Below are 23,013 nucleotides of genomic sequence, written 5' to 3'. Positions count from 1 at the left end.
CCGCCATGCTTGCACATTCAGCGGAAAAAGGGCTGCGCCGGAGCGCTACTTTATGCCGATTTCCTCATCAGTCAGATAGCAGGCAGGATCCTGAGCCCATTCGTCGCCGTAATAGGCTTCGGCACGGGCGCGGAAGTTGCCGCCGCAGATGTTCAGGAACTGGCACTTGGCGCAACGGCCCTTGACGTGGGTCTTCTTGTCCTTGAGCTTGTGCAGCAGTTCGATCTGCGGGTCGTCCCAAATCTGCGAGAAGGGGCGTTCCAGCACGTTGCCAAAGGTGTGGTCGCGCCAGAACTGGTCAGCGTGAACCTTGCCGTCCCACGAAATACAGCCGATGCCGCGACCAGAGCTGTTGCCCTCGTTGTACTGCAAAAGCTCAAACACTTCTTCGGCCCGTTTGGGATCTTCGCGCTTCATGCGCATCCATACGTAGGGGCCGTCGGCGTGGTTGTCGACAGTAAGGATTTCTTTGGGCTTGCCAGCGTCAAAAAGGGCGCGGGTTTCATCCATGATAAGATCGAGCACCTGACGGGTTTCGGCGTGATCCAGGTCTTCCTTGATAAGCTCGGAACCACGGCCAGAGTACACCAGGTGGTAGAAGCAGGCGCGGGGCACTTCCAGATCCTTGAGCAGGCGGAAGATGCCGGGAATTTCAGACACGTTGCGCTTGTTGATGGTAAAGCGCAGGCCCACCTTGAGGCCTTCGGCCTGACAGTTGGCAATGCCTTCAAGCGCTTTTTTGTAAGCACCGGGCACGCCGCGAAACTTGTCGTGCACTGCTTCCATGCCGTCCAGCGAAATGCCAACGTAGGAAAGCCCCACTTCCTTGAGTTCGCGGGCCTTTTCCTTGGTGATAAGCGTACCGTTGGTGGAAATAACCGCGCGCATGCCCTTGGAGGTGGCGTGGCTGGCAAGTTCCACCAGATCCTTGCGCACCAGCGGCTCGCCGCCGGAGAACAGCATGACCGGCGCGCCGTAGGCCGCCAGATCATCGATCATGGTTTTTGCCTGAGCAGTATTGATATCGTCCGAGCCATCAACTTCAATGGCGTGGGCGTAGCAGTGCACGCACTTGAGGTTGCAGCGCTGGGTCATGTTCCAGACCACAACGGGCTTCTTATCTTTGGAGAATTGCAGCAGGTGCGAGGGCAGCTTGCCCGATTCGCGTCCGTAACGCAGGGCGTCGGAAGGCTCGACCTGTCCGCAATACAGCTTGGAAATGCCTATCATGGCCTTGTCCTTATTGTTCGATGCGTTGTTTCAGCACGGCAAAGGCCTCGTCAATGCCATCGGCCTTTGTGCCGCCCGCCTGGGCCAGGTCGGGTCTGCCGCCGCCGGAGCCGCCGCAGGGAGCGGCCACGTCCTTGATAAGCGCGGGAGCAGTGAATTTTCCGTGCAGGTCTTTGGAAACGTAAAGCAAAAGCCCAACCTTGCCGTCTTCAGCCGTTGCCAGGCAGACAACGGCATTGTCGGTAAGGCGCGAGCGCACATCGTCCATGACTTCGCGCAGGGCTTTCACAGGAACATTATCAAGTTTGGCGGCCAGCATGCGCACCCCGTTGACGTCCTGCGCGCGGGCGGCCAGATCGGCCCCGGTGGCAGGTGCGGCGGCGGCTTTTTCCGAGGCCTTGCGCAGCTTTTTCACATCGCCTTGCAGGGCGGCCACGCGTTCGGCCAACTGGCCGGGGCGCGCCTTGAGTATGCCCGAAAGCGCGGCAAGTTCCGCGCGCTGCTCAACAGCCTGGGCATAGGCGTTCCAGCCGGTTACGGCCTCTATGCGCCGCGTGCCGGCGGCCACGCCGCTTTCAGAAACGATCATGAAGGCCCCGGCCTCGCCGGTGCGCTCAAGGTGTGTGCCGCCGCACAGTTCCACGGATTCAGGTTCGCCCTTTTCCGCGCCGGAAACTGTGAGCACACGCACAATATCGCCATATTTTTCGCCAAACAGGGCCATGGCCCCGGTTGCCATTGCTTCGGCCACGGGCATTTCCCTGGCGGCCACAGGCAGATCGGCCATGATGGCGCGGTTCACGTCGCGCTCCACCGCCGCCAGTTCTTCAGGTGTGAGGGCCGCAATGTGCGAAAAGTCAAAACGCAGGCGGTGCGGGTCAACCAGAGAACCGGCCTGCTTCACATGGGTGCCCAGCGCGCGGCGCAGGGCAGCGTGCAGCAGATGGGTGCAGGTGTGGTTGCGGGCCGTGGATTTGCGCTGGTCCACGTCCACTTTGAGGGTGGCCTCGCCGCCCTTGTGCAGTTCGCCCTTGGTCACTTCAATTTCATGCACCAACAGGGTGGGGGCAGGTTTGTGGGTGGTCAGTACCCGCGCCTCGCCAGAGGTGCTTGCCAGTGTGCCCATGTCGCCAGCCTGACCGCCGCCCTCGCCGTAAAAAGGTGTGGCAGCGGTAATGGCGTAGCCGGTATCGCCCTCGCCGAGGTCGGCCACTTCTTCGCCAGCGGCATTAAGCAGCAGGGTCAGGGGGCTGGTTTCGGTCAGGCGTTCATAACCCACAAAGGTGCTGGTTACGCCAGCATCCAGCAGGGGCTTGAATACATTCGCGCCGTCTGTCTGACCCAGCAGGCCGCCCTTTTTCTGATGCTCGCGGGCGCGCTTGCGCTGTTCGCCCATGTGCTTTTCAAAGCCCTTGGCGTCAGCGGTGAAGCCGCGCTTTTCAGCAACGTCGGTCACGATATCGAGCGGGAAGCCGTAGGTGTCGTACAGCTTGAAGCAGAACTCACCGGGAATCTGCGTCTGCCCGGCTGCCTTGAGGGATGCCAGTTCTTCGTCCAGCAGTTCCAGACCCTTTTGCAGGGTGAGGGAGAAGCGCTGTTCTTCCTCATGCACGGCGCGGGCGATAAAGTCGGCATGCTCGGTCAGCTCGGGATAGGCATCGCCCATCACTTCCGTAACCTTGCGGGCCACCTTGTACATGAAGGGTTCGTTCACGCCAATGAGCGTGGCAAAGCGCAGGGCGCGGCGGATCAAGCGGCGCAGCACATAACCCCGGCCCTCGTTGGAGGGCAGCACGCCGCCAGCCACAAGGAAGGCCGCCGAACGGCTGTGGTCGGCAATGACGCGCAGGGCCGTATCCACATCGTTGGTGTCGGGAGCGCTGAAGCTGTAGCTCACATTGGCAAGCGAGGCGGCGTACTGGATGATTTCCTGAAACAGGTCGCAGTCAAAGTTGGAGCGTTTGCCCTGGGCAACGGCGGCCATGCGTTCAAGGCCCATGCCCGTATCAATGTTCGGATTGGCAAGAGCCACGCGAGTGCCGTCGGCAGACTGGTCAAACTGGGTGAACACCAGGTTCCAGATTTCAAGGAACCGGTCGCAGTCGCATTTGCCGATGCCGCAGTCCGGCCCGCAAGACATGTCTGCGCCCTGATCCACATAAATTTCGGAACAGGGGCCGCAGGGGCCGGTATCGCCCATGGTCCAGAAGTTGTCTTTTTCGCCCATACGGACGATGCGGTCGGCGGGCAGACCGGCAACCTCGGCCCAGATGGCCGCGGCCTCGTCGTCCTCGCGGAACACTGTGACCCAGAGCTTTTCCTTGGGCAGTTCAAGCTCCTTGCTCACAAATTCCCAGGCCCAGGTGATGGCTTCGCGCTTGAAATAGTCGCCGAAAGAAAAGTTGCCCAGCATTTCAAAAAACGTGTGATGGCGCGCGGTGCGGCCCACGTTTTCAAGGTCGTTGTGCTTGCCCGAAACACGCAGGCATTTCTGGCAGGTAGTGGCGCGGCTGTATGCGCGCTTTTCCTCGCCAAGAAACAGCTTCTTGAATTGCACCATGCCAGCATTGGTAAACAGCAAGGTGGGGTCGTTGGGCGGAATAATGGGGCCGGATTCGACAATTTCATGCTGGTGGCGTTTGAAAAATTCGAGGTAGCGGCGGCGTATTTCTTTGGCGGTGAGCATTTACTGGCTCCGTAATGGGGTCTGCGCGAACAACGACCGCGCACCACCAAGGCGCGCGGTCGCAGGTAAAAAATGGCCTTTATTCGTAAGTGGGCGTGGGGGCTTCGCCTTCGTCCAGGTCTTCTTCTGTGGGTACAAATTCCTTGGGGTTCAGGCCCAGAAATTCCACAACCTTGGCTTCAATCTGGTTGCGCAGATCAAGGTTTTCATCCAGCAGCGCCCGTACTTTTTCGCGGCCCTGGCCGAGCTTTTCGCTTCCAAATGCAAACCACGAGCCGCTCTGGTCGATGATCTTGGCTTCAATGCCGAGGTCAAGCAGTTCGCCGGAGCGCGAAATGCCCTGACCGTACAGAATGTCAAAAATGGCGCTGCGGAAGGGCGGGGCAACCTTGTTTTTGACCACCTTGACCCTGGTGCGCGAGCCAAACGATTCTTCCTTGTCCTTGAGGGTCTGGATGCGCCGGATATCAAGGCGCACGGAAGAATAGAACTTGAGCGCGTTACCGCCGGTGGTGGTTTCGGGGCTGCCGTAGCCGGTCACGCCGATCTTCATGCGGATCTGGTTGATAAAGATCACAGACGTGCGGGATTTATGGATGGTGCCAGTGAGGCGGCGCATGGCGTGCGACATAAGGCGGGCATGGCCGCCCACCTGTGTTTCGCCCATGTCGCCGTCAAGTTCGGCCTGCGGAATAAGCGCGGCCACAGAGTCCACTACCACAAGGTCAACCGCACCGGAACGCACGAGCATGTCGGCGATATCCAGCGCCTGTTCGCCGTAATCGGGCTGCGAAATGAGCAGTTCGTCGGTGATGACGCCGAGACGTTTGGCGTAAGCAATGTCAAGAGCGTGTTCTGCGTCCACAAAGGCGCAGGTGCCGCCCATTTTCTGGCATTCTGCAATAATGTGGAGGGTCAGCGTGGTTTTGCCCGAAGATTCCGGGCCAAAAATTTCGCTGATGCGCCCGCGCGGAATCCCCCCCACGCCAAGGGCCAGATCAAGGCCGATGGAACCGGTGGGGATTACGGGAATATTGACGTGGGCATCGTCGGAAAGCTTCATCACAGCGCCCTTGCCGTACTTGCGTTCGATGGTAGCAAGTGCGGTGCCCAAGGCTTCGGCGCGCGCGTTTTCCTGACTCATGGCCGGTTTCTTCGCCATAGCTCATTGCTCCGGGTAAAAATATCTTCAAGCGCATTAGTGTAGCAGACCAAGGCGAGCAAGGCAAATGCCAGATCGGCGGAGAGGCTGCGCTTGTGCCGCTATTAATTGAGTTTAATTCCTGATAATGATAATTGCAAGCAGGCAAAAGCTGGGCAAGGCTTGCATGCGCCCCTTGCGCACCGGCGATTGCTGTCGTACAAGCGCGGGCATGAGCGATTCTCCCCAAATAATAGTATTGTTTTCCGGCGGGCTCGACAGTCTGCTCACAGCAAAACTGCTCGAACGCCAAGGCCTTGCCGTGCGCTGTCTGCATTTTTATTCGCCCTTTTTTGGCGGCGAAGCGGTGGCCGCACATTGGCGCAAGATTTACGACCTTGACATTGTTACTCAGGATGTTGGCCCCCAGTTTGCCGCCATGCTGCGCCAAAGGCCTGAACACGGCTTTGGCAAGGTGCTGAACCCCTGCGTTGACTGCAAGATCCTGCTGCTGCGCGAGGCCCGCAAATATATGGAAAGTGTGGGCGCCAAGGCCCTGGCCTCGGGCGAGGTTCTGGGGCAGCGTCCCATGTCACAGCGGCGCGACACGCTGAACGTTATCATGCGTGATGCCGCCGTGGCCGATATCTTGTTGCGGCCACTGTGCGCCAAGCATCTGCTGCCGACTCCTGTTGAAGAAAGCGGGCTTGTGGACCGCTCGCGTCTGCTGGGCATCTGGGGCCGGGGCCGCACCGAGCAGCTGAACCTTGCCAAGGAATACGGCATCAAGGAAATTCCCACGCCGGGGGGCGGCTGCCGCCTGACCGAGCGTGAGAACGCCCGCCGCTACTGGCTGGTGCTCACCCGTTTGCCGGAGCCAAGCGCCAGTGATTTTACCCTTGCCAATCTTGGGCGTCAGTTCTGGCACAGCGATGGGCAGAACCACTACTGGCTGTGCGTTGGGCGCAACAGCGCGGACAATGATCTGCTGGCCGCAGCCGCAGGCCCGGACGATCTTATCCTGCGCATGCGCGACATGCCGGGGCCGTTGGCTCTGGCCCGCAACGGAGCCTTGTGGCCCGAGGGCGTGCTGCGCACCGCCTGTCAGATGACGGCCTCCTACGCGCCCAAGGCCGTGGCCACCGGGGGGGATGTGTTTGTGCGCGCCCGCCGTGGCGAGGAATTTACAGACGTATCCGTTCCCACGCAGCGTTGTGAGGATTTGTGGAACGAGCCTGCCTGGGACGAGATCAAGGGCGTTATCCGCGCCGAAGCGCGCGAGCGGCAGGCCGCACAGGATGCCGCCAAGGCAGCAGCCCGCGAAGCCCGCTACGAGGCCGAGCGGCTTGAAGCCGGACGGGAAGACGATCCAGCTGGAGCCTGATTGCCATGCAATGATCATCATAGCTTCTTATTGTTGTGCTTTTATGGCACCTTAGACCCCGGTTTAACCGGGGTTTCTGTTTGTGCCAGTCGCCAAAGTACATGCTTTGCGTAATCTTGAGGGCACAGCTTTACAAAGGTTGCGCATGTAGCTATATGAGTCCATTGCATCAAAAGAGCATTTTCATTGAGAGGTGCTCTGAGCGGGCCATGCCGCCGCATGGCTGGCCAATGCAGGATATGCGGTGCGAATCGCTTGCTCCATGCATGCTCCTGCCAGGCCTATTAGTAGACCGTTCATGCGCCCCCCAGCGGCGTCCGCCGGAGGATTTAAATGGATCACAAGGATTTAGAATACTTTCGCAAGCTTCTTTCCGACATGCTTGAAGAAGCGAAGCAGAAGGGTGACAGCACCCTGGAAGAACTGACGGATAGCAACGAAGTGTTTGCCGACCCGGCTGACCGCGCCACTGCAGAATCCGACAGGGCCTTTACCCTGCGCATCCGTGACCGTGAGCGCCGCCTGATCCGCAAGATTCAGGCAGCCCTTACCCGCATTGACGATGGCACCTACGGGATTTGCGAAGACTGCGGCGACGACATCAGCGTTCCCCGTCTCAAGGCCCGCCCCGTGACGCGTTTGTGCATCAACTGCAAAGCCAAACAGGAAGAAGACGAACACCTTCGCGGCGATTAACGTCATTTCTTTGCCTTAAAGGCACTGTTTTTGTTGCTTTCGGCCAGGCGGGCGATGCGCTCGCGCACTCCCGCTTGCGCCTGACGGCATGCTACTTCGGGTAGACTCCCGGTGGTTCCGCCTTGCGGCGGGGGTCTGGCGAACTGGGTCCACGAGACTTCTGGCCCGGTTGCAACGGCCGCGTCATGCCCATCGGATATGCTGGCGAGGCTGTTACCCGAACCCTCTGCGCAATTATGCCAGCCTGCGGTCTGTCATCTGTTGCACCTGGAACTGCGTTTGCTGCTGCATCTGCGCACGCGTTGGGGACATTGTGCGGCCTTGTCTTCGGCAGGGTAATGCCTTCCATCCGAGCGGGCCGTCTGCCGCGCCTTGCCGCCTTGCCCCCGCTTTCTCCCCAGCCATTTACCTTGCCCTGAAGCCGGTTTTTTCTATGGATGCCCATCTTTTCCGCCGTTTTTGTGAAGATCTGACCCCCTTGCTCACTGGCGCAAGGGTGGAAAAAATTCAGGAACCTGCTGATGGACTGCTGGCCCTCATGGTCTACAGCGGTGGGCGCAAGCGGCAGCTTTGCCTGCGCTTTGGGCGAAAGGAACCGTTCTGTTTTGTCACATCCCAACGCATCAGCGTGGGCCGCGCACCTTCAGCGCCCATCATGCGGCTGCGCAAGTATGCCGCCGGTCGGCGCATCGTTGCCTGCGTGGCCCGCTGGAGCGAACGCTGTTTGTGGCTGCTGCTCGCTGGCGGCGCTGAGGCTCCCCAACTGCCGCCATTGCCGCAACTGGGGCAGGCTGATGCAGGCTCGGAGCAATCCCCGCGCCTGACCTGGCTGCTGCTTGATTTGCGCGAAGGGCCGTCGCTCCGCTTTCTGGCCGAGAATGAATCGCCGGAAGACGAGCAGGCCACCTGGCCCGAGCCTGCGCAACTGGCGGATGCCCTGAACAACTGGCGGCAGTGGCCTGTGCTTACCCCCGCCTTACGCCGAACCCTTGCCTGCCTTGAAGAACCGGAACAGTGGGCCTTACTGGAAGACCTGCGGACAGGGGGCGGCGATATATTCTGCTACGGCCCCTGCGCACCTGCCTCCGGCAATGCCTCTGCACCGGCCATGCCACGTCCGGTGCTCGCCATAAGCGCCTGGCCCCTGCCCCCGGAACAGCAAAGAGCCTTGCAGGGCAAGAATGCGGACGCTCCATCTACTGCTGAATTTTGCGGACCGGAGGCCCTGAGTCTAACCGAACTGGCAGGGCAGGATATGGTGCTTGCCCGTCTGGCTCTGGATCAGGCGCGGGAAGCGGCCCAGCCTCTGGACAGGCGCGCGCGCAAGCTCGCAAAGCTGCTGGAAAAACTGCGCGAGGAAGAAAACCGCCTTGGCAAGATGATGGCCTGTCAGGCCGACGCTCTGGCGCTTCAGGCCGAATTGTGGCGCTGGCCTGCGGATTTTCGTGCGGCTTCCGTCACCGTGGAGGAAGGCCCGCACGGCCCTGCGCGGGAAATACCGCTGGATCTGCGGTATTCAGTGCGCGAGCAAATGGCCCGTCTTTTTCATACGGCCCGGCGCGGACAACGCGGCATGGAACATCTGGCCGTGCGGCGCGGCGCGTTGGAAGACGAACTGGCCTCCTTGCGTCAGGCCCGGCCCGGCAGCTGGCCTGGCAGCCTGCTGGGCGCCACTGCGGGCGCTGGCGATGAGGCGGCTCCCACCGGGCGCGCGGTTGGTACCGGAATGGCCGCCACCTTGCCCAAAAATGTGCAGATGTTTATAAGTTCAGATGGGTTTGTGCTGCTGCGAGGCCGCGATTCCAAGGGTAATCTGGCCGCGCGCAAGCTTGCTGCCCCGCATGATATCTGGCTGCATGCGGAAAACGGCCCCGGTTCGCACGTGATTATTCGCCGCGCCCACGGTGGGCAGGAAGTGCCGCCGCGCACTCTTGACGAGGCCGGGGCGCTGGCCGCCTGCAAAAGCTGGCAGCGCGACGCCGCCCGGGCACGCATACAGTATGCCGAGGTGCGTCACGTCAAACCCATGCGCAACGCCCCTGCGGGCACGGTGCGCATAGATAAGTCGCTGCCCTCGCGCGAGGTTCCCGTAGATCTTGCCCTTGAGGAAACGCTGCTGCCCCGGTAAAGGGAAGCAAGCCCCACGGGCGCATTATGGAGAGAGGTTTTCATGGATTTTACAGTTGAAGGCAGGAATTTTCGCGTGATGACCGTAAGGGCGGTTGTGTTGGGCACAGCGCCCAAGGCCGACACGCGGGGAACTGTTGTGTCACTGGGGGATAGCACCGGCATGGCATTGCGTATGCCCTGTGGAGAAAAAGGCTGGCAGAGCGCTGCCCTTCAGTTGGAATACGGCACGGAAGTGCAACTGCCCTTGCCGGAAACCTTTGCGGCTGCACAGGGTGATTCGCTGGTACTGGGCTGTCTGGGTCCCGTCGAAGATGTAAAAAATGGTTCGTTCGGCGAAAGCGTGCCGCTGGAGGTCTATGCCGTTCGCAGCGCAGCCCCCAATGCCAACTCAAACACAGGCCACGGCGAGTCCACAGTTCAAAGCTACGAATTTGCAGACGCTGCCACCGTGATGAAGCGCTGCGGTCTGGCTCGTGCCAACGAATATGTGGTTGAAAAGTACCCGCTGAAAAAAGTTTGTAAAGTCAGCACTATTGTTTTTCTGGTTGGGCTGGTGTGTTTTAGCTTCCTTATGCATCTGTTTACGGAAAGCATGGATGAATTTGTGCGCCGACTGCCCGATGCCTTGTACATGAGCGCCAAATTTGGGGGTGTTTCTGCCCTTGTAGTCGCCGTGGGCGGGGGCCTGTATGTGAAAAGTTCCAACGACTACAACCACAAAAAGAAGCTGGAAAGCTATATTCAGCAGTTTGAGCAAGCCATGAAGCACGAGGCCGGAGCAGCCAGCTGACGGTTTTCACATCCGCTCAATTTTTCTGTGCAAGAGTACAAAAAGGCCGCCTCCTTTCGGGGGCGGCCTTTGACATGCATAAGGCAAAAGTAAGCTGGCTTACTTTTTCAGCACTTCCACCGTGGCAAGGGCGATCTGGAGCTCTTCATTGGTGGGGATGATGATCACGGGGATCTTGCTGTCCGGCGTGGTGATGATGCGCGCGCCGGGCTTGCGGGTGCTGTTTTCTTCCTTGTTGAGCTTGATGCCGAAGGCTTCAAGGCCTTCGCAAACCATGGCGCGGACGATGTCGTCGTTCTCGCCGATGCCTGCGGTGAACACCAGAGCGTCCACGTTGCCTTCAAGCAGGAAGAAGTAGGAACCAAGGGTCTTTTTGATGCTGCGCACGAGCAGCTTGAGGGCCAGTTCGGCGCGTTCGTTGCCCTTGTCCACCTGGGCATGCACATCGCGCATGTCGGTGTAGCCGCACAGGCCAAGCAGGCCGGACTTCTTGTTCATCAGGGTGTCGGCTTCGGAGGGGCTGAGGCCCTTCTTTTCCATGACAAAGGGCACGATGGCCGGGTCAATGGTGCCGCAGCGGGTGCCCATTACAAGGCCTTCCAGCGGGGTGAGGCCCATGCTGGTGTCAAAGCACTTGCCGTTTTTCACGCAGCTCATGGAAGAGCCGTTGCCGAGGTGCATGGTGATGGAGCGCAGCTCGGAAAGGGGCTTGCCAAGGAACTCGGCGGTGGCGTTGGCAATATACTTGTGCGAGGTGCCGTGGAAGCCGTAGCGGCGGATGCGCAGTTCTTCATACAGCTCGTAGGGCAGAGCGTACATGAAGGCTTCCTTGGGCATGCCCATGCCGAATTCGGTATCGAACACGGCCACGTTGGGAACGCCGGGGAAGAGCTTTTCAGCCACTTCAATGCCCATGAGGTTGGCGGGGTTGTGCAAGGGGCCAAGTACGGCGCATTCTTCCACAATCTGCTTCACACGCTCATTCACCAGCACGGGATCGCTCACGGCTTCGCCGCCGTGCAGCACGCGGTGGCCGATGGCGTAAATTTCGCTCTTGTCCTTGATAACGCCCTTGTCGGCGTCGGTCAGCAGAGCGATGACCAGTTCCATGGCTTCCACATGAGTGGGGAAGAAGGCCTCGCGAACAAGCTTTTCTTCCTTGTCCGTATCGGGGGCGATTTTGTGGGTGAGGCGTCCGCCTTCCTGGCCGATGCGTTCGGCAAGACCGGAGCAGAGCACGCTGCGCGTGTCCATTTCCAGCAACTGATACTTGCAGGACGAGGAACCCGCGTTAATCACCAGAATTTTCATAACTCTTCCTTTCCTTAAACTTGTTTATTCTGATCGCGGGCCGGCAGTTTGTGGCGCATGCCTTGCGTCAGTAATGTTTTTGCGGCGGCAGGCTTTATGCGGCGGTTTGCCGTGTCAGGCAAACCGCCGAAAGCACCTGTCAGCCGGGGCTGATTATCTGCAACTATTTCTGCGCGGCCTTTTCGGCGGCGGCCTGCACCGCAGTGATGGCCACGGTATTGACGATATCGGGCACGGTGCAGCCGCGCGAGAGATCGTTGACAGGCTTGTTCAGGCCCTGAAGCACGGGGCCGATGGCCACCGCGCCAGCAGCGCGCTGCACGGCCTTGTAGGTATTGTTGCCGGTGTTGAGGTCAGGGAAGATGAACACCGTGGCCTTACCGGCAACCTTGCTGTCAGGCATCTTGGTTTTGGCAACCGAGGGGTCGATGGCCGCGTCGTACTGCAAGGGGCCTTCCAGCGCGAGATCGGGGGCCATTTCCTGCGCGATCTTGGTGGCTTCCACCACAACGTCCACGTCCGCACCCTTGCCGGAAGTACCGGTGGAGTAGGAAAGCATGGCAACGCGCGGCTCAATGCCAAACACCTTGGCCGTGTGGGCCGAGGCAATGGCGATTTCTGCCAGTTGCTGCGCAGTGGGGTTGGGGTTAACGGCGCAGTCGCCAAAGGCCAGCACGCGATCCTTGAGGCACATGAGGAAGACCGAGGAAACCACGGTGAATCCGGGCTTGGTCTTCACAAATTCAAAGGCCGGGCGGATGGTGTGCGCCGTGGTGTTGACCGAACCGGAAACCATGCCGTCTGCATCGTCCTTCTTGACCATCATGGTGGCAAAGTAGGTGGCGTCGGTCATCGTGTCGCGCGCCTGTTCAGGGGTAATGCCCTTCTTTTTGCGCAGTTCGTAGTAGGTATTGGCGTAGTCTTCAAACAGGTCGGATTTCACCGGGTCGATGAGTCGGGCCTTGGCAATGTCCAGGCCAAAGGCGCTGGCCTTGGAGCGGATTTCTTCCACGTCGCCCAGCAGGATGATTTCGGCCACATCGCGACGCAGGAGGATATCCGTTGCGCGCAGGATGCGCTCCTCGGTGCCTTCGGCCAGCACGATGCGCATCTTGTTGGCTTTGGCGCGCTGGATCAGCTCGAATTCAAACATCATGGGCGTGATGCGGCTGCTGCGCTCGCCGCCGATGCGGTTTTCGATTTCCTTGCCGTTGACGTACTGTTCAAACAGGCCCAGCACGCTGTTGATCTTGCGCAGATCGCCCGGTTCAATGGGGGCGATGATGCTTTGCAGGGCCATAAAGGCCTTGTAGGTATGGTGCGGCGTCAACAGGATGGGCAGGGGCGAGCCTGTCCAGCCTTCAATGAATTTGCAGACGTTTTCGGAGGGACGGATGCCCCCGGTCAGCAGCACGCCCGCAATGTCGGGAGTAGAAGACGACAGGCGCGAGGCAATGGCTGCCAGGAGCACGTCAGCGCGGTCGCCAGGGGTGACGATGAGCTGGTCTTTGGCAATGTAGTTGAGCACATTGTCCACATGCATGGCGGCGATAAGGTAGTCGCCCACCAGCGCGTCCAGGCGTTTTTCGCCAAACAGCACTTCCGCGTCCAGGCCCTTTTTCACGTCAGCCATGGTGGGCTGGCCGATGGTGGGGTCGTTGGGAACGGAGAAAATCAGGGCTGGGCTTTCCTGCGTGCTGAAGTGGGCGCGCAGTTCGTCCAGTTCTGTCTGCGTGAGGCTGCGGCGGTTTACAATGGTGGCAACCACGTCCAGCGCATAGGGTTCAAGGCTGTCCATGGTGATCTGGAGCGAATCACGAATGTCTTCGGCGCTCACATTGTAGCCGCTGGTGACCAAGAGGACCGGGCAGCCAAGGTTGGCCGCAATTTCGGCATTGAGTTCAAACTCGAAAACCGGGTCTTTGGCAAGAAAGTCTGTGCCCACGCACACAACGAAATCATAGGTTTCCAGCAGCTTTTTGTACTTCTGGATGATGTTTTCGATGAGCAGGTTGCGCGAACCCTGATTGATGATCTGGCGGGCTTCGCGCTGGGTGTAGGCGAAGGTGTCGGCGTAGTCCATCTTGAGCTTGAAGTATTCAAGCATCAGATGGATGTCGGGGTCGCGGTCGTCCCACAGAGGTTCGTTGATGATGGGACGGAAAAAAGCCACCTTGCGCATGCTGCGGGTGAGCAGCTGCATGGCCCCAAGGGCAATGGCGCTCTTGCCCGTCATGGGCCCGGTGGCGGTGATGTATAGACCGTTGTGCATAGTGCCTCCCCTGCTGTGCCGGCAGGCTGGCGGTATTAACGCGAAAAGGGCGCGAGGGCATTCCCCGCGCCCAGGCCTTTAACCTTTGATCCCAAGCGTGTGACATAGCCCGCGCCCGCAGCAGCAGGCTGCCCCCCGGAGAGGAGCCAGATGCTGGCGGGCGCGGGTAGTCATAACGTCAGACCTCTCTACTCGGCGCTGGTGCCGGGGTAGGGCAGATCAGCCATCTGCTTGAGCATGGCGTAGCGTTCAGTATAGGCTTCGGCCAGTTCGGCGCGCAGCTTCTTGGAGACTTCGGGAGCCATCTTTTCCAGAGAGGCAAAACGGGTTTCGCCGCCCAGGAATTCCTGAATGTCAGCAGAAGGAGCCTTGCTGTCGAGCTGGAAGGGATTTTTCTTTTCCTTGGCCAGTTCGGGGTTGTAGCGGTACAGGGGCCAGTAGCCGGAAAGCACGGCCATCTTGGCTTCTTCCTGGCTCTTGCCCATGCCCTTGCGCAGACCCTGGTTGATGCAGGGAGCGTAAGCGATGATGAGCGAGGGGCCCTTGTAGGCTTCGGCTTCGCGGAAGGCCTTGAGCACCTGCTGCTTGTCCGCGCCCATGGACACGGAAGCAACGTACACATAGCCGTAGGTCATGGCCATGCGGCCAAGGTCTTTCTTGCCGGTGCGCTTGCCTGCGGCGGCAAACTGGGCCACGGCGCCAAGCGGGGTGGCCTTGGAGGACTGACCGCCGGTGTTGGAGTACACTTCGGTATCCATCAGCAGCACGTTGATGTCGTCGCCACTGGCGAGGACGTGGTCAAGGCCGCCGTAACCGATGTCGTATCCCCAGCCGTCGCCGCCGAAGACCCAAACGCTCTTCTTGGTGAAGAGATCGTCCATGTGCCACAGTTCATGGGCCAGGGGGCTGTCAAAGCCTTCCAGGTTGGCCATGATCATCTCGCCGTACTTGCGGGAGCCTTCGGCATCGTCCTTGTTGTCCAGCCAACCCTGGAGGGCGGCCTTCAGTTCGGGAGAAGCGGTTTCTTCCTTCAGGGCTTCCTGAACCTTCATGGCCAGCAGGCCACGGCGCTGTTCGTAGGCAATGCCCATGCCGCAGCCGTATTCGGCGGCGTCTTCAAACAGGGAGTTGCCCCAGGCCGGGCCAAAGCCGTCCTTGTTGGTGCAGTAAGGCGTGGTGGGCGAAGAAGCGCCCCAGATGGACGAGCAGCCCGTGGCGTTGGCCACGATCATGCGTTCGCCGAACATCTGGGTGAGCACCTTGACGTAAGGCGTTTCGCCGCAACCGGCGCAGGCGCCGGAGAACTCGTGCAGGGGCTGCTGCAGCTGCGAACCCTTGACGGTGTCGCGAGCCATGAGCTCGTCCTTGAGCGTGATGTTGGCTTCTGCGAAGGCCAGATTTTCTTTCTGGGTGGGCATCTGGGTGTCAAGGGGCTTCATAACGAGGGCCTTGACCTTGGCGGGGCACACTTCAGCGCAGGAGCCGCAGCCCAGGCAGTCTTCAGTGTACACCTGAATGCGGAACTTCATGCCCTTGAGTTCCTTGCCGATGGCGTCCTTGGTCACAAAGGAAGCGGGCGCGCCGGTCAGTTCTTCCTCGGTGGCGAGCACCGGGCGGATGGCGGCGTGGGGGCACACAAAGGAGCACTGGCAGCACTGGATGCAGTTTTCAACCTGCCATTCGGGCACGTCGATGGCGCAGCCGCGCTTTTCGCAGGCGGCGGTGCCAAGGGGCATGAAGCCAGCCGGATCCATGGCGGACACGGGCAGCTTGTCGCCCTGCTGGGCCAGAATGGGACGTACAACGGCGCTGATGTATTCGTCATCGTCGCAGCAGCAGGCAGCGGCGCCTTCGGTGGCAGTGGCCCAGGAAGCGGGGTATTTCACTTCTTCCAGAGCGTCCATGCCCTTGTCCACGGCGGCAATATTCATGTTGACGATCTTGTCGCCCTTGCTGCCGTAGGTTTTCTTGATGGATTCCTTGAGCAGGCCCACGGCCTTTTCAAAATCAAGCACGTTGGCAAGCTTGAAGAAGGCAGTCTGCATGATCATGTTGATGCGGCCGCCGAGGCCCACTTCCTGGGCAACCTTGACGGCGTCCACGTTGTAGAACTTCAGCTTCTTGCGGGCGATGACGCGCTTCATGGAGGCGGGCAGGTGCTTTTCCATGTCGGCCAGCGACCAGTTGGAGTTCAGCACAAAAGTGCCGCCTTCCTTGATGCCTTCAAGAATGTCGTACTGGGTCACGTAGGCAGCCTTGTGACAGGCAACGTAGTCGGCCTTGGTGATCAGGTAGGAAGAGGTGATCTGTTCCTTGCCGAAGCGCAGGTGCGACACGGTGAAGCCGCCGGACTTCTTGGAGTCGTAAGCAAAGTAGGCCTGGGCGTAGAGATCGGTGTTGTCGCCGATGATCTTGATGGCCTGCTTGTTGGCGCCCACGGTGCCGTCAGCGCCGAGGCCGAAGAACTTGCACTGCACGGTGCCAGCGGGCACGGTGTCGATTTCTTCTTCCACATCAAGCGAAAGGTTGGTGACGTCGTCGTTGATGCCCACGGTGAAGTGGTTCTTGGGCTGAAGGGCCATCATGTTGTCGTACACGGCCTTGGCCATGCCGGGGGTGAAGTCCTTGGAGCCCAGGCCGTAGCGGCCGCCAACCAGGGTGGGAGCTTCGCCCTTTTCGAGGAAGGCGGTGCACACGTCCTGATACAGCGGATCGCCAAGAGCGCCGCTTTCCTTGGTGCGGTCAAGCACGGTGATGCAGGTAACGCTGGCGGGCAGGGCGCGCAGCAGATGCTCGGTGGAGAAGGGGCGGAACAGGTGCACCTTCACGAGGCCCACGCGCTGGCCCTGTGCGTTGAGGTACTTCACGGTTTCTTCAATGACTTCACAGGAAGAACCCATGGAAACGATCACGCGGTCGGCTTCGGGGTGGCCCACGTAGTCAAAGAGGCGGTACTTGCGGCCAGTGATGGACTCAACCTTCTTCATGTTCTCAAGCACGATGCCGGGCACGGCGTCGTAGTAGAGATTGGAAGCTTCGCGGTTCTGGAAGTAAATGTCGGGGTTCTGGGCGGTGCCGCGAATGTGCGGATGCTCGGGGTTCATGGCGGTGGCGCGGAATTCGGCCACCTTTTCCCAGTTCACCAGGGGGCGGATGTCTTCGTAATCAATGGTTTCGATCTTCTGCACTTCGTGGGAAGTGCGGAAGCCGTCAAAGAAGTGGCAGAAGGGCAGGCTGGCGTCGATGGCGGAAAGGTGCGCAACGAGGGCCAGGTCCATGCATTCCTGCACGGAGGAGGAAGCCAGGAAGCAGAAGCCCGTCTGACGGGCGGCCATCACGTCCTGGTGGTCGCCAAAGATGGACAGGGCATGGGAGGCCAGGGCACGAGCCGAAACATGGAAAACGCCGGGAAGCAGTTCACCGGCGATTTTGTACATGTTGGGGATCATGAGCAGCAGGCCCTGGGAAGCCGTGTAGGTGGAGGTGAGGGCGCCGGCGGAAAGCATGCCGTGCACAGCGCCAGCGGCGCCGGCTTCGGACTGCATTTCGCGCACATTCACGATCTGGCCGAGCAGGTTTTTGGTGCCCTTGGCCGCCAACTGGTCCATGACTTCGCCCATGACGGACGAGGGGGTGATGGGGTAAATGGCTGCCGTTTCCGACAGAGCGTAGGCAATGTGCGCGGTGGCGTTGTTGCCGTCCATAGTTTTCATATGAGCCATCTGTTCCTCCTTGGCGCCCACAGGCGCGCAATGTTTTTACAAAATCAGCGTGGGTCGGATCGGCCCCTGAGATAAGGCCCCGCACTTGGCAGGGACGGGCAACGGCTAGTGCCGTGAAGTGAACACAAAATGGAGGCTGGGAGTGGAATCGTGGTAGAAAAACCCTACCCAATCCGGCTTTTCGCGTCCACCAAAAAAGCTTGGTATCACTTGTTTTGGAGCCTTGCTGCACACCCTCGTCTGCCCCGACGGAATGCGCGTTTTTGCGCTTACCATAAAATTGTTTGTTTGAACAGTTTAATCGTGGGCGCAATAAAAAAAATTGTGACAGACGCAACATGCGGAAAATAGTGATGAATTGTGAAACCTGACAAGGTGGTTTGGGTCATGCCCGATGGGAAAACCTATGATGACGGCACGTTGGAATGCGCAGGGTAAATGAAAAAAATATCACAAATGTTTCAGGGCAGCAAAGTTCGCGGCTTGTCCCTGGTTCAATGTTACGGATTTTGGGTGCCTGCGGCTGACCCCTTGATGCGCCTCCAGTCTGAATCTGCCCTGCGAGCAGTAATCTATGTTGATTTTGACAGAGTGCGCAGGGTGGAGAAAACCAGTGCCCGATTGAAGCGAGGGAGGAACCCTTTTGCAAGATCCCTCCCCCGAAAGCGTTCAGATGCGTTTTTTCCTGGCGGGCATGTTACAGCGAGAGGCCCATCTTGATGACCGCCTGCATGCCACCTGTGGAGTTGACCACGTTGGTCACGCCATTGCGGGCCAGCACCAGCAGGCTGTCATAGGCGCGCAGACCCGTATTGCAGATAATGGCAACAGGGCGGTCCTTGGGCACTTCGCTGATTCTGGCGGCGATTTCTTCCAGCGGCATGGCGTGCCAGTCGGGATGCTTTTCCTGCACTGCCTTGCCTGCCGCCGCAGGGCGGGAATCAATAAAGAATACGTGGTTTTCGTTGCGCTTCTTCCACAAGTCCATGAACTGGTCGGCGGTCACGGGGGTGAAGCGTCCGGAAAGGGCGTTGTCGGCCACGTTGGCAACCACGTTGACCACGTCCATGGCCGAGGCAAAGGGCGGGGCGTAGGCGATTTCAAGGTTGGAGATGTCTTCCACCGTGGGCTTGGAATACTGCAGGGCCGCAGCCACCGCATCAATGCGGGCTTTGAGCGAATCTGGGTCGGCGCAGGCGCCCTGAATGCCCAGCACCCGGCTGGTGGCCTTGTCCACCACTAGCTCAAGGCTCATCATGGATTTTTCGGGGTAGAAGTGGGCGTGGTCGAGCTGCTCCACGCTGACGCTCATGGCGTCAAAGCCTTCCTTGCGGGCGCGTTCAACCGTAAGGCCCACGCCGCAGAAGGAAAGACCAAAGAGTTTGACGGCCCAGGAGCCCACGAAGCCGGGGAATCTGGCATTGCCGCCAGCAAGGTTGGTGCCGATGATGCGGCCCTGGCGGTTGGCCATGCTGCCCAGGGGCAGGTAGCCGATCTTGCCGGTGATGATGTTCTTGATGGCCACGCAGTCGCCGCCCGCATAGATGGAGGGGTCGGTGGTGCGCATGTGCTCGTCCACCACCACCGCTCCAAAGGGGGCCACTTCCAGCCCGGCATCCTTGGCAAGTTGCCCGTTGGGGATAAAGCCAGCGGCAAAGATCACCAGTTGGGCGGGGATTTCGCGCTTGTCCGTGACCACCTTGGTGACGGTGCCGTTTTCGCCTTCAAGGCGCAGCACTTTTTCAGAGGTGAACACGTCAACCTTGTGGGTCAGGCAGTCGTTGGCGGCCATGAGCGAAAGAGGCTGGGAAAGCACGCCGGGCAAAATCTGATCCATCATTTCCACAACGCTGACTTTTACGCCCCACATGTCGGCCAGGGCCACGGCAGCCTCAAGGCCGATAAAGCCGCCGCCCACAATGACCGCCTCGCTGACCTTGCCCTCCTGGCAAGCGGCGCGGATGGCCCCGGCGGCTTCAAGGCGGGTCAGGGAAAGCACGTTTTTCAGATCCTTGCCTTCAATGGGGGGAACACGCGGGCTTGCGCCGGTAGCCAGCACCAGCTTGTCGTAAGGCAGCTTTTCTTCCTTGCCGGAAACAACGTCCTTGACGAGCAGGGTTTTGGCAGCCCGGTCAATGGCCAGGGCGCGCGTCTGGGTGCGTACGGTGATGCCCTTCATATCGCGGAAAAATTCGGTGTCGCGCACGGTATGGTAGGGTGTGGAGCGCAGATCGTCGAGATTCTGTATTTCACCGGACACGTAGTAGGGGATGCCGCAACCGCCGTAGGAAATGAAGACGTTTTCGTCCACAAGCATCACTTCCGCATCGGGCATGAGGCGCTTGCAGCGGCAAGCCGCCTTGGGCCCCAGGGCAACACCACCAACTACCAGAATTTTTTCAGACATATCCGGGCTCCTTAGTGAAGAGTTATGAGCAAATGAGCATTACTGAGATATATGAGCATTCAAGGCAAGAATGCAAGGACAATTCCTGTTTACGGAATAACCTAGCGCCCGCGAAAACGGCGCTGGTCGCCCACACGCACGGTTATGCGCTCATTATCCATATATTCCAGCAAGGCGATCAGATATTTGCGCGAAAGCCCCAGGAGTTCTTTCAGCCCGCCCACATCAAGATTGTCATGGGTGGTGAACCAGCCGCGCACACGTTCAAGAATATCGGCCAAGGCCGGGCCGTGGTAATACAGGCCGTCCTTGATCTTGACCAGTTCGCCAGCCTCGCAGAGCAGGCGCAGCACCGGGGCGGCCTCCTTGGGGGAAACGCCGAGTTCTTCAAACACGTCCTTGGCGTTGGGCGGGGTCAGCCCCGCGCTGGCATGCGCGTCCAGAAGCTTTTGGCGCAAGCCCGCCTGATCGGCGGCCAGGCTCACTGTATGCGATTGCAGGCGCAGCCCCTCGCCTTCAGTGACCAGATCGCCCTGCTTGAGGGCCTGATCCAGCACTTTTTGCACAAGCTTGGGGGGCAGGTTGCGGCTCCAGCCCGTGCAAAGGGCTCCCCGGGTGAATCCGGGTTTGAGAGGTTCGCGGCGGTGCAGATCGGCCCCGCGCTCAAGACTGGCGGCCAGCAGCTTTTCAAAGGGAATTTTGCCGATCCAGCAGCGGTTTTCCTTGTCCCAGCAGAGTGCGTCGCCACGGGTGGAAAGCAGTTGCAGCGCCGCCTCCACAGCGGATCGGGCAAGGCCCGTCAGGGCGCGCAGCCGCGCTTCGTCAGCACCCTCGATACCGCGCAGGGTCAGTGCGCCGCGTGCAAGCGCGGCCCTGGCCTCATCGCGCGCCTTGGCTTCAGCCTTGCCCCCGCCGATGGCTTCTGCCGCATCGCGCAGGTCGGGCAGCTCCTGCAACAGCCGCATCTTGTCGGCCAGTTCAGGGTCTTTGGCGCGCAACTCGGGCGGCAGAGGACTGACCAGCAGCCCGCCAGCAACCGTGCGCAGGGGCGAATAGGCCCGCAACACGCAGTGGTCGCCAAATACGCCCACCATGGGTTCCTTGAAACGCAGTTCCGCCAGTGCGGTTTCGCCGGGGGCCAGCTTGTCCCTGTCGCGAAAGACCACCCGCGCCGCGCATTCGCGCGTACCGTGGTGGAAATGGATTTCCACCCTTTGGCGCATGGCTCTTGGGGCGGAGGAAAGGCAGGTGAGCCTGACCAGCCAGCGGTTGGAGGGAAACAGTTCGCCGGGGCGGGCCAGCACAAAGCCGCGTTCGATTTCCTCCACATCCAGCCCCTGCACGTTGACGGCGCAGCGCTGGCCCGGCTGCACGGAATCGGCGGCCTTGCCATGACGTTGCAGCCCGCGCGCGCGGGTGGGCAAATCGGGCGGCATGAAGCGCAGTTCATCGCCAAGGTTGCACACGCCGGAAATGACAGTGCCTGTCACAACGGTGCCATGCCCCTTCATGCTGAATACGCGGTCCACCGGCAGGCGAAAAATATCGCTGCGCCGTTGGACGGGCAGCTCGGCAGCCATGCGCGCAAGGTGGTCGCGCAGCGTGTCCACGCCATCGCCTGTGGTTGCGGAAACGGGGAAGATGGGCGCACCTTCAAGAAAGGTGCCTTGCAGGAATCCGCGCACTTCTTCCTGCACCATTTCGAGCCAGTCGGCGTCCACCATGTCTGTCTTGGTGAGGGCCACAAGCCCGGTGCGTATGCCCAGCAGGGAGCATATCTCAAGATGTTCCCGGGTCTGGGGCATGATGCCTTCGTCTGCGGCAATGACCAGCATGACAAAGTCCACGCCTGCCGCGCCAGCCACCATATTTTTGACAAAGCGTTCATGGCCCGGCACATCCACGATGCCCAGCCGCTCGCCGCCGGGAAGATCAACCCAGGCGAAGCCAAGTTCAATGGTGATTCCACGGCGTTTTTCTTCTTGCAGGCGATCGCAGTCGATGCCTGTAAGCGCCCGTACCAGCGAAGTTTTGCCGTGATCTATATGCCCTGCCGTGCCTAGCACTACTGCCATAAAAGCTCCTTGGTGGTCTTGGGCCGAGTTTACACTCTGGCAAGCGCCTTTGCAAACAGCGCCCGGCCAGAAACGTAAAGGGGACCCCTTGCGAAAAGGAGTCCCCTTGAAAACGGCAAAAGCGGTTGGGAGCTTTTAAGCCTGATCCTGTTCCCTGGCCTTGATGAGGGCCATGGCCCTGTGAGCCAGCTGGGTAACTTCCGGCTTGGAAATCTGGTCGTCCGCACCCACGCTCACGCCCTTGTGGCGCAGTTTTTCGGTAATGAGTGAGGAAAAAAGCAGCACCGGCAGCTTTTTGAGCATGGAGTCTTCCTTGATGCGCAAGGTGAGATTGAGGCCGTCCATGACCGGCATTTCGATGTCTGAAACCACCACATGCACGAAGTCTGTGATGGGCCGGTTGCCTTCTTCGGCGCTCTTTTTGAAATCCAGCAGACGATCCCAGGCCGCGCGTCCGTTGGAAACAACTTCAACGGTAAAGCCTGCCTTTTCCAGCAGGTCGCGCTGCATTTCGCGGATAAGGGCGGAGTCATCGGCCACGAGGGCGCGGTAGCCTTCATTCGTCCAGTCTTCACCCAGATCGTCAAGCCGCAGGCCCAGCTTGGGATTGAGGTTGGCGACCACCTTTTCAAGGTCGAGAAGAAAGATGATGCGGTCTTCAAGTTTGACCACGCCGATGACCGTATTGTTGGATACGGCGGCAACGTACTTGTTCGGCGGTTCTACCTTCTCCCAACTGATGCGGTGGATGCGGTTGACGCCGGAAACCATGAAAGCCGTGGTGACGTTGTTGAATTCCGTCACAATGGTTTTGGGCTGTTCTTCTTTTGCTGGGTGGGTTTTGCCCAGCCACATGGCCAGATCCACCAGCGGAATAATGCGCGAGCGCAGGTTGAAAGCACCCAGCACACTCGGGTGCTGCACTTCGGGCAGCGCCGTCACCTTGGGCATGCGGATAATTTCAAGCACCTTGGCCACGTTGACGCCGTAGTAGCCGCGATAGGGCTTGGCGGGGACGGGTTCGCCATTTTCGTCCAGCTGCGGCGCGTCGGCAGAAGGAGGGGTAAATTCTTCAAGATAGAATTCCACCACTTCCAGCTCGTTGGTGCCGGCTTCCAGCAGAATATTGGTCTGGGCCATGCTGCCTCCAGAAAAGTACCGCTTCAGGA

General features: G+C 59.8%; 13 protein-coding genes. 4 read left to right on the top strand and 9 right to left on the bottom strand.

Annotated features, from left to right (window positions below; translation table 11 throughout):
• Positions 1–45: 45 nt before the first annotated feature.
• The 3 genes from ahbC to recA all read right to left on the bottom strand — a co-directional run bounded on the left by ahbC (position 46) and on the right by recA (position 5,078).
• The gene (gene ahbC, locus ACUZ9P_RS03315; RefSeq protein WP_022659711.1) at positions 46–1,230 is read right to left on the bottom strand and encodes a 12,18-didecarboxysiroheme deacetylase; all 1,185 of its coding nucleotides are present in this window, start codon (positions 1,228–1,230) and stop codon (positions 46–48) included.
• A 10-nt stretch (positions 1,231–1,240) separates the two neighbouring features.
• Positions 1,241–3,916 (bottom strand): alanine--tRNA ligase, encoded by a 2,676-nt coding sequence (alaS, locus tag ACUZ9P_RS03310; RefSeq protein WP_449248637.1) that lies wholly within the window; start codon positions 3,914–3,916, stop codon positions 1,241–1,243.
• 79 nt (positions 3,917–3,995) lie between these two features.
• Positions 3,996–5,078 carry a recombinase RecA gene (gene recA / locus ACUZ9P_RS03305; protein ID WP_022659713.1) on the bottom strand — a complete coding sequence of 361 codons (1,083 nt, stop codon included), beginning with the start codon at positions 5,076–5,078 and terminating at the stop codon, positions 3,996–3,998.
• A gap of 211 nt (positions 5,079–5,289) precedes the next feature.
• Here recA and ACUZ9P_RS03300 point away from each other — a divergent pair, with 211 nt between their 5' ends.
• From ACUZ9P_RS03300 to ACUZ9P_RS03285, 4 genes are all read left to right on the top strand, one after another.
• A complete protein-coding gene (locus ACUZ9P_RS03300; RefSeq protein ID WP_449248636.1) occupies positions 5,290–6,441 on the top strand; it encodes a tRNA(5-methylaminomethyl-2-thiouridylate) methyltransferase in 1,152 nt (383 codons plus the stop codon).
• Between the two features lie 333 nt (positions 6,442–6,774).
• Positions 6,775–7,137 (top strand): RNA polymerase-binding protein DksA, encoded by a 363-nt coding sequence (dksA, locus tag ACUZ9P_RS03295; RefSeq protein WP_022659715.1) that lies wholly within the window; start codon positions 6,775–6,777, stop codon positions 7,135–7,137.
• 433 nt (positions 7,138–7,570) lie between these two features.
• Complete coding sequence (locus ACUZ9P_RS03290; RefSeq protein ID WP_449248635.1) at positions 7,571–9,265, top strand: NFACT RNA binding domain-containing protein; 1,695 nt, start codon at positions 7,571–7,573, stop codon at positions 9,263–9,265.
• 42 nt (positions 9,266–9,307) lie between these two features.
• Positions 9,308–10,057, top strand: a complete 750-nt coding sequence (locus ACUZ9P_RS03285) for a hypothetical protein (RefSeq protein ID WP_449248634.1) — start codon at positions 9,308–9,310, stop codon at positions 10,055–10,057.
• A 99-nt stretch (positions 10,058–10,156) separates the two neighbouring features.
• Here the strand turns inward: ACUZ9P_RS03285 and ACUZ9P_RS03280 are convergent, their stop codons facing one another.
• From ACUZ9P_RS03280 to ACUZ9P_RS03255, 6 genes are all read right to left on the bottom strand, one after another.
• Positions 10,157–11,368, bottom strand: a complete 1,212-nt coding sequence (locus ACUZ9P_RS03280; protein ID WP_192112697.1) for an acetate kinase — start codon at positions 11,366–11,368, stop codon at positions 10,157–10,159.
• 163 nt (positions 11,369–11,531) lie between these two features.
• Complete coding sequence (gene pta / locus ACUZ9P_RS03275) at positions 11,532–13,640, bottom strand: phosphate acetyltransferase (protein WP_022659720.1); 2,109 nt, start codon at positions 13,638–13,640, stop codon at positions 11,532–11,534.
• Between the two features lie 188 nt (positions 13,641–13,828).
• Positions 13,829–17,362 (bottom strand): pyruvate:ferredoxin (flavodoxin) oxidoreductase, encoded by a 3,534-nt coding sequence (gene nifJ / locus ACUZ9P_RS03270; protein ID WP_449248633.1) that lies wholly within the window; start codon positions 17,360–17,362, stop codon positions 13,829–13,831.
• A 697-nt stretch (positions 17,363–18,059) separates the two neighbouring features.
• Positions 18,060–19,769 (bottom strand): FAD-dependent oxidoreductase, encoded by a 1,710-nt coding sequence (locus ACUZ9P_RS03265; protein WP_411330152.1) that lies wholly within the window; start codon positions 19,767–19,769, stop codon positions 18,060–18,062.
• A 101-nt stretch (positions 19,770–19,870) separates the two neighbouring features.
• Positions 19,871–21,844: a selenocysteine-specific translation elongation factor gene (selB, locus tag ACUZ9P_RS03260; RefSeq protein ID WP_449248632.1), complete on the bottom strand. Its 1,974-nt coding sequence runs from the start codon at positions 21,842–21,844 to the stop codon at positions 19,871–19,873.
• Between the two features lie 135 nt (positions 21,845–21,979).
• A complete protein-coding gene (locus ACUZ9P_RS03255; RefSeq protein ID WP_449248631.1) occupies positions 21,980–22,984 on the bottom strand; it encodes a chemotaxis protein in 1,005 nt (334 codons plus the stop codon).
• Positions 22,985–23,013 lie beyond the last annotated feature (29 nt).

The sequence above is a fragment of the Desulfovibrio intestinivivus genome (assembly GCF_053570665.1).
The sequence above is the reverse complement of the archived record's forward strand: the minus strand, read 5'-3'. Positions and strand labels throughout refer to the sequence as shown.